The organism is Sphingomonas sp. BGYR3 (genome assembly GCF_025153455.1).
Classification (GTDB): domain Bacteria; phylum Pseudomonadota; class Alphaproteobacteria; order Sphingomonadales; family Sphingomonadaceae; genus Sphingomonas.
In genome coordinates, this window is sequence record NZ_JANZNT010000002.1 from 511,926 (window position 1) to 524,303 (window position 12,378).

Annotated in this window: 12 protein-coding genes; 6 read left to right on the forward strand and 6 right to left on the reverse strand. The window is 66.8% G+C overall.

The window, feature by feature from the left end:
- Positions 1-21: 21 nt before the first annotated feature.
- Both NYR55_RS14320 and NYR55_RS14325 read left to right on the forward strand, forming a co-directional pair.
- On the forward strand, positions 22-462 hold the full coding sequence (locus NYR55_RS14320) for an ABA4-like family protein (RefSeq protein WP_260022233.1): 441 nt from the start codon (positions 22-24) through the stop codon (positions 460-462).
- The gene (locus NYR55_RS14325; protein WP_260022234.1) at positions 459-1,091 is read left to right on the forward strand and encodes a class I SAM-dependent methyltransferase; all 633 of its coding nucleotides are present in this window, start codon (positions 459-461) and stop codon (positions 1,089-1,091) included. The genes NYR55_RS14320 and NYR55_RS14325 overlap by 4 nt, the downstream gene beginning before the upstream one ends.
- On the opposite strand, the gene NYR55_RS14330 is transcribed toward NYR55_RS14325, so the two are convergent.
- Positions 1,066-1,962, reverse strand: coding sequence for a DMT family transporter (locus tag NYR55_RS14330; protein ID WP_260022236.1), 897 nt, complete (start codon positions 1,960-1,962; stop codon positions 1,066-1,068). The genes NYR55_RS14325 and NYR55_RS14330 overlap by 26 nt on opposite strands.
- A 273-nt stretch (positions 1,963-2,235) precedes the next feature.
- Between NYR55_RS14330 and proS the strand changes: the two genes are divergently transcribed.
- The 3 genes from proS to NYR55_RS14345 are packed head-to-tail and all read left to right on the forward strand — an operon-like array spanning position 2,236 to position 6,363.
- Positions 2,236-3,768, forward strand: coding sequence for a proline--tRNA ligase (gene proS / locus NYR55_RS14335; RefSeq protein WP_260022237.1), 1,533 nt, complete (start codon positions 2,236-2,238; stop codon positions 3,766-3,768).
- Between the two features lie 46 nt (positions 3,769-3,814).
- The gene (locus tag NYR55_RS14340; protein ID WP_260022238.1) at positions 3,815-6,043 is read left to right on the forward strand and encodes a VacB/RNase II family 3'-5' exoribonuclease; all 2,229 of its coding nucleotides are present in this window, start codon (positions 3,815-3,817) and stop codon (positions 6,041-6,043) included.
- Positions 6,040-6,363: a hypothetical protein gene (locus tag NYR55_RS14345; protein ID WP_260022239.1), complete on the forward strand. Its 324-nt coding sequence runs from the start codon at positions 6,040-6,042 to the stop codon at positions 6,361-6,363. Before NYR55_RS14340 ends, NYR55_RS14345 begins: the two co-directional genes overlap by 4 nt.
- Positions 6,364-6,372: 9 nt before the next feature.
- Here NYR55_RS14345 and NYR55_RS14350 read toward each other — a convergent pair whose 3' ends face one another.
- The 3 genes from NYR55_RS14350 to NYR55_RS14360 all read right to left on the reverse strand — a co-directional run bounded on the left by NYR55_RS14350 (position 6,373) and on the right by NYR55_RS14360 (position 10,056).
- On the reverse strand, positions 6,373-7,542 hold the full coding sequence (locus tag NYR55_RS14350; RefSeq protein ID WP_260022240.1) for a saccharopine dehydrogenase NADP-binding domain-containing protein: 1,170 nt from the start codon (positions 7,540-7,542) through the stop codon (positions 6,373-6,375).
- Positions 7,543-7,624: 82 nt separating this feature from the next.
- Entirely contained in the window at positions 7,625-9,415 is a 1,791-nt protein-coding gene (locus NYR55_RS14355) for an ABC transporter transmembrane domain-containing protein (RefSeq protein ID WP_260022241.1), read from the reverse strand.
- A 53-nt stretch (positions 9,416-9,468) separates the two neighbouring features.
- The gene (locus NYR55_RS14360; RefSeq protein WP_260022242.1) at positions 9,469-10,056 is read right to left on the reverse strand and encodes a pyridoxamine 5'-phosphate oxidase family protein; all 588 of its coding nucleotides are present in this window, start codon (positions 10,054-10,056) and stop codon (positions 9,469-9,471) included.
- A gap of 157 nt (positions 10,057-10,213) precedes the next feature.
- Between NYR55_RS14360 and phaZ the strand changes: the two genes are divergently transcribed.
- A complete protein-coding gene (phaZ, locus tag NYR55_RS14365) occupies positions 10,214-11,446 on the forward strand; it encodes a polyhydroxyalkanoate depolymerase (RefSeq protein WP_260022244.1) in 1,233 nt (410 codons plus the stop codon).
- Between the two features lie 25 nt (positions 11,447-11,471).
- On the opposite strand, the gene NYR55_RS14370 is transcribed toward phaZ, so the two are convergent.
- Complete coding sequence (locus tag NYR55_RS14370) at positions 11,472-11,843, reverse strand: YkvA family protein (protein WP_260022246.1); 372 nt, start codon at positions 11,841-11,843, stop codon at positions 11,472-11,474.
- Between the two features lie 54 nt (positions 11,844-11,897).
- Positions 11,898-12,374, reverse strand: coding sequence for a pyridoxamine 5'-phosphate oxidase family protein (locus tag NYR55_RS14375; RefSeq protein WP_260022397.1), 477 nt, complete (start codon positions 12,372-12,374; stop codon positions 11,898-11,900).
- Positions 12,375-12,378 lie beyond the last annotated feature (4 nt).

Below are 12,378 nucleotides of genomic sequence, written 5' to 3' on the forward strand. Positions count from 1 at the left end.
CAATCGGGAAAGGCGATGCCGATGACGTGGGAGACGCTGTTCGGCATCGTCAACCTGATTGCCCTGCTGGCCTGGCTGCCGCTGGTGTTCGCACCCCGGCCGCGCTGGCTGATCCCGGCGCTGCGCTGGGGCGTGGTCGGCGGGCTGTGCGCGCTCTATGCCCTGTTGATCGCGCTGGCCCTGTCCGGCGCGTTCGGCGCGGCCGACGGCCCGGCCCCTGATTTCAGCACGATTGCGGGCATCCGCGCGATCTTTGCCACCGATGGCGGCGTGGTTATCGGCTGGACCCATTATCTGGCGTTCGACCTGATGACCGGGCTGTGGATCGCATCCGATGCGGACCGGATCGGGATGCGGCGCTGGGTTCAGGTGGTGCCGTTGATCCTGTGCTTTCTGGCGGGGCCGGCCGGGCTGCTGCTGTACCTTGCCCTGTCGCGCGCGCGGCGGCCGGTTCGCCTGTGACCGGACCTGCCCCATGGACGCCGGGCGAAGCGGGGCCGGATGTGCGCAAGCACGCGCCGGCGACGCTGCGCAACCGTGACGCCATCCTGATCGAGCTGCGCGCGCTGTTGCCCGCCAGCGGCACGGTGCTGGAGGTGGCGAGCGGGTCGGGCGAGCATATCGCCTATTTCGCGCCGCTGTTCCCCGCGCTGACCTGGCAACCCAGCGATCCGGACGCGGCTGCGCTTGCATCGATTGCGGCCTGGACGGACGGCATGGCCAATGTCCGCCCGCCGGTGAGGATCGATGCCGCCGCCCCGCAATGGCCGGTCGATCGGGCCGATGCGCTGTTTTGCGCCAACATGGTCCATATCGCGCCATGGGCGGCGTCGACCGGACTGATGGCGGGGGCGGGGCGGGTGCTGGCGGCCGGGGCGCTGCTGATCCTTTATGGCCCGTTTGTTCAGGACGGGGTTGAGACGGCGGCGTCGAACCTGGCGTTCGACCGGTCGCTAAAAGATCGGGACGCGCGCTGGGGGCTCAGGTCCGTGGCGGCCATGGCAGAGGCAGGGGCCGCGCATGGCCTGTCGCTGACGGAGCGGATCGAGATGCCCGCCAACAACCTTATGCTGGTGTTCCGCCGCCAGTAACCGGGGCGCTGCGTCGCCGCTCCCGCCACGCGATATACAGGCCCGACCCGATGATGATCGGCGCGCCCAGCCATGTGGTCGATGTGGGCAGGGCGGCGAACAGGGTCCAGCCCAGCAAAGTGGCCCAGATCAGGCCGGAATAATCCATCGGCACCACCGCGCTGACGGGCGCAAAGCGGACTGCGCCGGTCAGCGCCAGCTGCCCCATCCCGCCGATCACCCCGGTCCCGATCAGCAGCGCCCAGGTCAGCGGATCATGCGCGCGCGCCACCACGGCATAGGCGATGGATAACGGCACCAGCGACAGGGTGGCGAACCAGAAGACGGTAGTGCCGGTCGGTTCCGTCTGGCCGATCTGGCGCAGCAGGATGGCGACCACCGCGACGAACAGGGCGGCAAGCGGCCCGACGACCGTGCCGACCAGCGGGAAATGCCCGCCCGATGGCTGCGCAACGATCAGCACGCCGACAAACCCGACGATCACGGCACCCCAGCGATGCACGCCCACCCGCTCGTTCAGGAACAGGGCGCCCATGATCGTGGCAAAGATCGGCACAGTGAACGACAACACCGTCGCCTCGGCCAGCGGCAGCAGCAGGACCGAGCCAAAGGTAAAGACCATGCCCATCGTTCCCACCACCGCCCGGCGCAGATGCGCGCCGAACCGCCGCGTGCGAAGCGACGCCAGCCCCGGTCCCGCCGCGACAAAGGCCAGCACGACGGGCAGCGATGCAAGCTGCCGATAGAACATGGTTTCGGGCAGCGTCGCCCCGCGCTGAACCGCCAGCTTGACCAGCGCGGTCATTGCCGAAAGCAGGAATATGGCCAGCAACCGCAGGCCGATGCCGGTCAGGATGCGTTCGGCAGGCATGGCCCGGCCATAGCCGTTCCTGCCGCCATGTCGAGCGATCGCACCGGTTTTTCCGAACGCGCTGCCCAACCCATCCTCCCCCTGACAGGGGGAGGTGGCCCGCGCCAGCGGGTCGGAGGGGGGCATGGCCAGAGTGCGGATGGGATGCCGCCCCCTTCCGTCGCCGTTGGCGACACCTCCCCCTGGCGGGGGAGGATGATGGCGGGTTGATCGCGACCGCCGCTTGCCCGCAACCCCTTGCCCCGTGCGCCTGCGCTGCTATCCGCTTGGCCCATGAGCAAGCACGCCCTGTCCGTCACGCGCGAAGCCGATTTCGCCGCCTGGTATCAGCAAGTCATCGCCGAGGCCGATCTGGCCGAGGAAAGCGGTGTGCGCGGGTGCATGGTCATCCGGCCATGGGGCTATGGCATCTGGGAACGGGTGCAGCGGCTGCTGGACGATCGCATCAAGGCGACGGGGCATGAAAACTGCTATTTCCCGCTGTTCATCCCGCTTTCCTATTTCGAGAAGGAGGCGGAGCATGTCGACGGATTTGCCAAGGAAATGGCCGTCGTCACGCACCACCGGCTGATTCAGCAGGACGGGCGGCTGGTGCCCGATCCCTCTGCCAAGCTGGAGGAGCCGCTGGTCGTGCGGCCCACGTCGGAAACGGTGATCGGTGCCGCGTTCAGCCGCTGGATTCAGTCGTGGCGCGACCTGCCCGTCCTGATCAACCAATGGGCCAATGTGGTGCGCTGGGAAATGCGTACGCGCATGTTCCTGCGCACGTCCGAATTCCTGTGGCAGGAAGGGCATACCGCGCACGCTTCGGTGGACGAGGCGCGCGAGGAAACGATGAAGATGCTGGAGGTGTATCGCAGCTTTGCCGAGGATTGCCTGGCGCTGCCGGTGGTGGCTGGCGAAAAGCCGGAAAATGAACGGTTTCCCGGCGCCGTATCCACCTATTCCATCGAAGCGATGATGCAGGATGGCAAGGCGCTGCAGGCCGGCACCAGCCACTTCCTTGGCACCACCTTTTCGTCGGCGCAGAACATCCGGTTCCAGAACGCGAACGGCGAGCTTGAGCTGGCGCAGACGACCAGCTGGGGCGTGTCCACCCGCATGATCGGCGGCGTCATCATGGTGCATGGCGATGACGATGGCCTGCGCGTGCCGCCGGCCATCGCGCCGTGGCAGGTGGTGATCGTGCCCATGCTGCGCGATGGGCCGGAGGATGAGGCAGTGATCGCCTATTGCCGCGAGCTTCAGGCCGCGCTGGCCCGGCAGACCGCGCTGGGCGAGCCGGTGCGCGCGCTGCTCGACCTCAAGCCCGCAAAGGCGGCGAGCAAGCGTTGGGGCTGGGTGAAAAAGGGCGCGCCGGTGATCGTCGAGGTTGGCCCGCGCGATCAGGCGGGCGGCAATGTGTCGGTCATCCGCCGCGACCGGCTGTATCGCCCGGATGGCAAGCTGGACAGCACCGTCCAGCCGCGCGGGGAGTTCATCGACGGCGCGTCCGCGTTGCTGGCCGAAATCCAGGGATCGCTGCACGGACAGGCGCGCGAGCGGCTGGAGGCGAATATCCGCCGCGACGTGACCGACTTTGCGGGCATCGAGGCGCATTTTGCCGAGGGCAACCGCTATCCCGGCTGGGTCGAGGTCAGCTGGTCGCGGCCGACCGGCGCTGCGCTGGACAAGGTGGTCGAACGGCTGAAGGCGCTGAAGCTCACCTTCCGCAACGTGCCGAATGATGCCGCCCCCGCAACGGGTGCCTGCATCTTTACCGGCGAACCTGCGGTTGAGCGCATCCTGGTCGCGCGCGCATATTGATTCGGGGACAGGTGACGGCGGGGCGCGGACTGCCTATGTCTGGCCCATGGCACTTCCCCCCGGCCTGCCGACGCGGCAGCAGATCCTCGATTTCATCGCCAAGTCCGACACCCCGGCGGGCAAACGGGAAATCGCGCGCGCCTTTGGCCTGAAGGGCAATGAGAAGATCGCGCTGAAGGCGCTGCTCAAGGACATGGGCGACGAAGGGCTGATCGACAGCGCGCCTGGCCGGGCATTCCACGCCATGGGCGGCCTGCCCAAGGTGACGGTGCTGCGCATCGTCGATGTCGATGACGGTGGCAACATCTGGGCCGAACCCGAACGGTGGGAGGCAGAGGCGGTGCCGATGCCCCGCGTGCGCATCCGCGAGCGCAGCCGATCGTCCGCGCTTGGCGTCGGCGACCGCGTGCTTGCCCGGACGGAAGAGGCGGGGAAGGGATGGATCGCCCATCCGATGAAGAAGCTCGCCCCGTCTCAGGCGCTGATGCTTGGCGTGCTGCACCGCGAGGGCGACCGGCTGTGGCTGCAGGGGGTGGAGAAAAAGGAGCGGCGCGATTTTCCCGTCTCCGATGCCGGCGGGGCAGAGCCGGGCGACCTGGTGCTGGCCGAAAAGGCCGGGCGGCCGCCGCGCATCACGGCAAAGGTGGTCGAGCGGCTGGGCGACCCTTTTGCCCCGCGCAGTTTTTCGCTGGTGGCGATCCACAAGCACGAAATCCCGCACGTCTTTGCCGAGGATTTGCTGGAAGAAGCCGAAACATCGGCCCGCCAGCCGTTGGGCGAGGGGCGGGAGGATCTGCGCCACCTGCCCATCGTCGCCATCGATCCCGCCGATGCGCGCGACCATGACGATGCCGTCTGGGCCGCGCCCGATGACGATCCCGGCAATGCCGGGGGATGGAAAGCCATCGTCGCCATCGCCGATGTCAGTTTCTATGTCCGCCCCGGATCGCTGCTGGACCGGGAGGCGCGCAAGCGAGGCAATTCCGTCTATTTCCCCGACCGTGTCGTCCCGATGCTGCCCGAAATCCTGTCGGCCGATGTCTGTTCGCTGAAGGAAGGCGTGGATCGCGCGGCGCTCGCCTGTCACCTGACCATCGGCAAGGACGGGACGATCAGGGGCTGGCGCTTTACCCGTGCGGTCGTCCGGCTGGCGGCCAACATCGCCTATGAGGATGCACAGGCCGCGATCGACGGGACGCTCGATCATCCGCTGACCGAAACGGCATTCCGTCCGCTCTGGGATTGCTGGGCGGCACTGAACAAGGCGCGGGCCAAGCGGGAGCCGCTGGACCTCGACCTGCCCGAACGGCGCATCGTGCTGGACGAGAAAGGCCGCATCCTGTCGGTTGCGCCGCGGGAGCGGCTCGACGCGCACAAGCTGATCGAGGATTACATGGTCGCCGCCAATGTCGCCGCCGCCAAGGCGCTGGAGGCGAAAAAGGCGCCGTGCATGTACCGCGTGCACGAACCGCCTGCGCGCGAAAAGCTGGTCGCGCTCAAGGATTATCTGGAAACATTCGACCTGCCCTTTGCGCTGGGTCAGGTCATCAGGCCCGCGACGTTCAACCGCATCATCGACCGGCTGGGCGAGGTGGATTACCGGCAGCAGGTGATGGAGCAGATCCTGCGCACCCAGACCCAGGCCTATTATGCGCCCGCCAATCACGGCCATTTCGGGCTGTCGCTGGGCAGCTATGCGCATTTCACCTCGCCCATCCGGCGCTATGCCGACCTGGTCGTCCATCGCGCGCTGGTGGAGGCGCATCGGCTGGGGCCGGGCGGCAGCCTGCCCGATCCGGCGGAGATGGAGCGGGTGGGCGAGGGGATCAGCGCGCTGGAACGCCGCGCGATGGAGGCGGAACGCGATACCATCGACCGCTATGTCGCGGCCTATCTGTCGACCCATGTCGGCGAAGTGCTGGATGCGCGGATCACCGGGGTTCAGCCGTTCGGATTTTTCGCCACGGTCGACGGAATCGGCGGCGACGGGCTGGTCCCCGCCCGTGATCTGGGCCGCGAATATTTCCGCTATGACGAGGGTGCCCGGCAACTGGTCGGCGAACATAGCGGCGAGGCGTTTTCGCTGGGTCAGCGGCTCAAGCTGCGGCTGGTCGAGGCCAATCCCGTGTCGGGCGCGCTTCGTTTCGAACTGCCCGATGGCAAGGGGTCGGCGGGGGAGGCACCGCCGCGCGGCGGCAATGGCCGGGGTCCAAAACGGGTGATCCACCGGCGGGGTCGGCCCGGCAATATCCGGCATCAGGGGCGAAAGCGGTGAGCCATTCCGATCCCATTCGCGCCGGCATCGTCAATGCCGCCGCAACGGCCCGCCACCGGGTGCGTGCGCATTTCATGGCGCTGCACGCCATCACGCCGGGCGATGCCATCGAATATCGCCCGCCGGGGCCCCGCGAGCTGAAGGAGTTTCAGACGCTGGTCCGCGCAGGCGTGATCCGCCAGACGGCGCCCGGTCATTACTGGCTGGACATGGACCGGCTGGGTGCCGAGCTGAAGCGGCGCGAACTGAACAAGGTGCCGATCGCCATCGCCCTGTCCCTGCTCGTCGCAGTCGGGGTGCTGTTCCTTTATCGCTGGTAGGGCGCGCGCCTATCCCGCGGTAAAGGTCAGGCCGGCATGGTCGATCAGCCGCTTGCGCAGCGGCTCCGCCATCAGGCCGCCGGCGGTCCAGACGCCGCCATTGCCCTTAACCGGCACGTCGCGCAGCAGGCACAGCGCGCTCTGGGCGATCATCTTGGATGTCGACCCATAGCCGGGGTCGCGGTCGCCGGTGACGACTGCCTCAACTCGCGCGCCATCCGCCATCTCGCCGATGAACAGGATGTCGTAATGGCCGGCCTCGCGCTCTTCCCTTGACGGTCCCTCGCCGGGTTTCGGCCCCTTGTCGCCCGCCATGGGATTCAGCTTGGCCAGTGCCTCTGCCGCCGCCTTGCCCATGTCACCCAGGCCCGCCACGACCATTTCGTCATAGACGAAATCGGTGCCATAGGCGTGATCGAGCAGCGCGTTGGTGCGGTGCACATTCTTGGTATTGATCGTCGCCATGATGAACGGCGCGACCCAGCCGCCGACCGCCGGGTCATATTCGGGCAGCATCCCCTTTGGCTGATCCGGCCCGCGAAAACCGGGGGTCAGCGCAAAGGGATCGAGCAGCAGCTTGAACGTGCCGGGATCGCGCGCGGCCGCGGCCATAGTCGCCTTTGCACTGGCAAAGGTGCCGCCGGAAAACGTGCCCTTCATCACCCGGATCCGGCATTTGACGCGCGGGGCGGGCGCGCCAAACCGTGCGCGTGCCGCCTCCTGCAACGTGTGGACGCCCAGGTCGAACGGGATGGAATCGAACCCGCAGGAAAAGACGATGCGCGCGCCGGAATTGGCGGCGGCGGCATCATATTTGTCGATCATGTGCCGCATCCATGCCGGTTCGCCGCACAGGTCGACATAGGCGGTGCCAGCATCGGCGCAGGCGGCCAGCAGCGGTTCGCCATATAGCTGATACGGGCCGACGGTGGTGATGACGACGCTGGCCCGTGCAACCATCGCCTTCAGCGCGGCGGGATCATCGGCATTGGCGGCGATCAGCGGCAGGTCGGCCGGCGCACCGATGGCGCTGCGAACCTCCTCAAGCTTGGTCAGCGATCGTCCGGCCATCGCCCAGCGGATCGGCCCGTCGCCCTGATGCTGCACCAGATATTCCGCCACCAGCTGGCCGGTAAAGCCGGTCGCGCCATAGACGATGATATCGAATTCGCGGCTCATGATCCTCTCCTTTGATCCGGACGCAGCCGAGTTTGGACGCAATGCCCCGCCTTGGCCAGTCCGCTACGGCAATGGGGGCGGTTCAGGCCGCTTCGTTGAACTGCAGGCTGGCCAGCCGGGCATACAGGCCGTTCTGCACGATCAGTTCGGCATGGGTGCCCGTTTCGACGATCCGGCCGCCGTCCATGACGATGATCCGGTCGGCCGAGCGGACCGTCGCCAGCCGGTGGGCGATGACCAGCGTCGTGCGCCCGCGGACCAGCCGGTCGAGCGCATCCTGAACCAGCCGTTCGCTTTCCGCGTCCAGCGCGCTAGTCGCCTCGTCCAAGAGCAGGATGGGCGAATCGCGCAGCAGCGCACGGGCAATCGCTATGCGCTGCCGCTGACCGCCGGACAGGCGCGCGCCGCCCTCGCCCAGATAGGTGTCGAGGCCCATGGGCAGCGCCTTCAGAAACTCTGCGGCATTGGCTGCGGCGGCCGCTGCCCAGATGTCATCCTCATCCGCGTCCCAGCGGCCATAGCGCAGATTGTCGCGCGCCGATGCGGCAAAGATCACCGTTTCCTGGGGCACCACCGCGATGCGGGCACGCACCTCCGCCGGATCGGCCAGCCGGATCGGCACGCCGTCCACGGCGATTTCGCCCGTTTCGGGATCATAGAATCGCTGGGCGAGCTGAAACAGCGTCGACTTGCCGGCACCCGACGGGCCGACCACGGCCACCGTCTCGCCCGGTTTCACGTCCAGCGTGAAATCATTGAGCGCGGCGGTTTCGGGGCGGGTGGGGTAATGGAACCCGACCCCGGTGAACCGGATTGAACCAATGGGCGGCTGGGGCAGGGCAACCGGATTGGCGGGCGGTGCGATGCTCGGTTCTTCGGCCAGCAGTTCGGCAAGCCGCGCGGCCGCGCCCGATGCACGCAACAGGTCGCCATACACCTCGGTCAGCGCGCCGAATGCTCCGGTCACCAGTCCGGCGGTCAGGACGAACGCGGTGATCGCGCCGCCGGTCAAGCGGCCATTGGCGACATCGGTCACCGCGTCCCACATGATCAGCGTGACCGCCCCGAACAGGATGCCGATGACCAGTGCGGTCATCACCGCGCGCGTGCCGAACCGCTGGCGGGCGGCGGCAAAGCCGCGCTCGACCGCCCCGGCAAAGCGATCCGCCTCACGCCGTTCCTGGCCGAACGCCTGCACGATCTTCATCGCGCCCAGCGTTTCCGACGCGGTCGATCCGATATCGGCAACCCGGTCCTGGCTGGTCCGGCTGAACCTGCGTAGCTTGGACCCCAGCCAGACGATCGGCAGGATGATGACCGGCAGGCCGACGATCAGCATCGCGGCCAGCTTCGGCGCCAGGGCGAACAGATAGAGGATCCCGCCAATCCCGACCAGCAGGTTGCGCAGCGCGACGGACACGGTGGTCCCCACCACCTGTTCGACCACCGCGGTATCGGCGGTCAGTCGCGATGCGATTTCCGACGGGCGGTTTTCCTCGAACCAGCCGGGGGCCAGGCGCAGCAAATTGGTCTGCACCGCAATGCGCAGGTCCGCCACGGTGCGTTCGCCAAGCCACGACACGAAAAAGAATCGCATCGCCGTCGCGATCGACAGCACGCCGACCACCATCAACAGGCGATAGAAATACGGCCCGATCGATGCGGGGTCCGCGCCGACGCGAAAGCCGTTATCGACCACCTGTTTGAAGGTATAGGGGATGTACAGCGTCGCCGATGCCGCCACGATCAGCGCCACGATCGCCAGCGTCAGTTGCAGCGGATACCGCGCGACATAACGCCAGACGATGGAGAGGTTGCTCAGCTTTCTTTTGGGAGGAGACGGCGGGCTGGCGGTCGGAACGGCTTCGGACATGGCGCTGGCCTAGCCGATGCGCGCGTCGGTTGGAACCGGGACTTTGGTCAATCTTACTGGACCAGCCAGGTTGCGGCCGGCGCATCCCCGCGCCAGTCGAACCGCGCACGGCGATGCCCGGCGGATGACAGCCACAACCATTCCAGCGTGTCGAAAACCACCTCGACCAGCACGAACTGGGCGCGGGCCTGCGCCTCATCCTCGATCGCCGGTGCGGGCACGGGCCGGGATACCGGCGTGCCGGGGGCGGGCTGAATGGCGTAACAGGCGCGGGCACCGGGGGCAGAGCGGCCCCATGCCGCCTCCGCCGCCGCATCGCCGCTGTGGATGGCGGCGGTGCCGGACAGGCGCAGTTGCACCTGCGTCCCCCGGTCATAGGCATGAAGCGCAACGCGCGGCTGATGCTGGATTTCCGTCACCTTGGCGCTGCGCCGGTCGGTGTGAAAGCGGATCAGCCGTGCCGCCGGGTCGAACCCGCGCAGGACGACGGTGCGCACCGATGGCAAACCGTCCGCGTCCACCGTCGCCACATTCATCGTGCGGAACGGGCTTTTCCGGTCCACCACCCCGCGCCGCAACAGGCGGAATGCCTCGTCCCGCGTGGCATCAAGATCATCGGCATGGGCAGGAAATGGCTGCATGGCGCCGCAGATGGGGATCGCGACCCGGATTGAAAAGCGGCGCCTTCACGTCCCGCAATGATGCGCCTGCGTATTCGGCACATTGCACCGCAGCGGACAGGGCGTATAACCCTCCTCAACCGCAAAAGCGGACATCAGGGGCCAAAGGCAGGATCGAATGTTATACAACGCCTATGAACTCCAGCGGTCGATGCTGGCCGGGGCCAGCGCGTTCGCCAATTTCAGCGCCGGATTGCTCAACAACCCCGCCAATCCCTTCGCCTATTTCGGCGGCGGCCCGGTGCTGGCCAGTGCGCTTGAGGTGTTCGCCCATGCCGCCGCGCCGCGTGGCAAGCCGGCGTTTGGCCTGCACCAGACGGAAATCGACGGGCGGACGGTCGCGGTGCATGAGGAAATCGTGCTGCGCAAACCGTTCGGCCAGCTCAAGCACTTTGTCCGCGAAGGGGTGACCGGCGGGCCGAAACTGCTGATCGTCGCCCCGATGTCGGGCCATTTCGCCACGCTGCTGCGCGGCACGGTTCAGCGGATGCTGCCCGAAGCGGACGTGTACATCACCGATTGGCGCGACGCGCGTCAGGTGCCGCTCAGCGACGGCAGCTTCGATCTGGATGACTATATCGATTATGTCATCGAATTCCTGGCCCATATCGGGGCAGAGGGCGATGCGCGGGCGCATGTGCTGGCCGTGTGTCAGCCATCGGTACCCTGTTATGCCGCCGCCGCGCTGATGAACGCGGACAAGCATCCCAATCGCCCACTGACGCTGACCATGATGGGCGGCCCCATCGACACGCGTGAGGCGCCGACGGCGGTCAACACGCTGGCGACGGAACGGCCGCACGCCTGGTTCGAACAGAATGTGATTGCCACCGTGCCGATGACCTATCCCGGCGCGGGGCGACAGGTATATCCGGGGTTCCTGCAACTTGCCGGGTTCATGACCATGAACCTTGGCAACCACATGATTTCGCACTGGGAAATGTTCAAACACCTGGTGGCGGGCGATGGCGACAGCGCGGATGCGACCATGCGCTTTTACGACGAATATCGCGCGGTTTGCGACATGACCGCCGAATTCTATCTGCAGACCATCGATGTGGTGTTTCAGCGGCACGCCCTGCCCAAGGGCGAGATGACGCATCGCGGCCGCCCGGTCGATCCTGCCGCAATCACCGATACCGCGATCCTGGCGATCGAGGGCGAGCGGGACGATATTTCCGGCCTTGGCCAGACCAAGGCCGCGCTGACCCTGGCCAAAAAGCTCGCCCCTGCCATGAAGAAATACCACATGGCCGAGGGTGTCGGCCATTACGGCATCTTCAACGGCAGCAAATGGCGCACCCGCATCGCGCCGGTGATGGTCGAATGGATGAAAAAGCACGGCGGCTGACCCGCCGTCGGCCGTACCTGCCCGGTCAGTCCCAGGCGACAGCGATCCAGCCATAGGCAAGCCAGATCAGCATTCCCCAGACGGCAAGCACGATGGCAATCCCGCCCCAGCTGACCGGGCGGCGGGCCGCCCGTTCCGCGGCGGCGCGATGTTCGGCCATCAGCGCGGGCGGGATCATCCGCGTCATCACCCACATCCCGGCCGGGATCAGCACCGCCTCGTCCAGCAGGCCGATCACGGGGATGAAATCGGGAACCAGGTCGATGGGCGACAGGGCATAGGCCGCGATGAATAGGCCGATCAGCCGGGCGGCGATCGGCGTTCGCGGATCGCGCGCGGCCAGCCAGATGGCGTGGGATTCCACGCGGATTCGATGGGCCAGGCTGGGACCGTGCATGGTGCCGTCATCGGGCGCGCCTGACCGATCGTCAAGCGCGCCCGCGATGCCGGGTTACAGCGTCGTTTCGACGTGCCGCCCCGCTTCTTCCGGCTTGATCTTCATGCCGGTCAGCATCTTCAACTTGCCGGTCAGGCTTTCGTCGCCTTCCCAGATTTCCGCATCGTTCAGCTCGAACCGCAGCATCAGCAGGCTGGGGTCGTTGCGCCCGCCATCGAACCATGCCTCGACCATCGGCGACCAATAGCGGTCGATGACCGCCGTGTCGGTTTCGGGCACGATGCGGCCGGAAATACAGGCGAACAGTTTGTGATCCTTTGACGCGAACTGGGCCATGGCCGATCCGCCGGATGCCAGCCGGTTGTCGCGGCTGGTATAGAACCAGAACTTGCCATTCGCATCCTCGTCCAGGATCGCGGTCATCGGCAGGGCGTGATCGAAACTGTCGTCCAGCCGCACCATCACGAACGGGCTGGCCGCCATCTTCTTCCACATCCGCTCGCGCACCTGCGCAACATCGCCATTGTCCATCTTG

Coding starts and splice junctions, on each gene's coding strand:
- NYR55_RS14340 (WP_260022238.1), top strand. CDS start 3,815: ATGGCACTTCCCCCCGGCCTGCCGACGCGGCAGCAGATCCTCGATTTC.
- phaZ (WP_260022244.1), top strand. CDS start 10,214: ATGTTATACAACGCCTATGAACTCCAGCGGTCGATGCTGGCCGGGGCC.
- NYR55_RS14370 (WP_260022246.1), bottom strand. CDS start 11,843: ATGCACGGTCCCAGCCTGGCCCATCGAATCCGCGTGGAATCCCACGCC.
- NYR55_RS14330 (WP_260022236.1), bottom strand. CDS start 1,962: ATGCCTGCCGAACGCATCCTGACCGGCATCGGCCTGCGGTTGCTGGCC.
- NYR55_RS14350 (WP_260022240.1), bottom strand. CDS start 7,542: ATGAGCCGCGAATTCGATATCATCGTCTATGGCGCGACCGGCTTTACC.
- NYR55_RS14355 (WP_260022241.1), bottom strand. CDS start 9,415: ATGTCCGAAGCCGTTCCGACCGCCAGCCCGCCGTCTCCTCCCAAAAGA.
- NYR55_RS14360 (WP_260022242.1), bottom strand. CDS start 10,056: ATGCAGCCATTTCCTGCCCATGCCGATGATCTTGATGCCACGCGGGAC.
- proS (WP_260022237.1), top strand. CDS start 2,236: ATGAGCAAGCACGCCCTGTCCGTCACGCGCGAAGCCGATTTCGCCGCC.
- NYR55_RS14320 (WP_260022233.1), top strand. CDS start 22: ATGACGTGGGAGACGCTGTTCGGCATCGTCAACCTGATTGCCCTGCTG.
- NYR55_RS14375 (WP_260022397.1), bottom strand. CDS start 12,374: ATGGACAATGGCGATGTTGCGCAGGTGCGCGAGCGGATGTGGAAGAAG.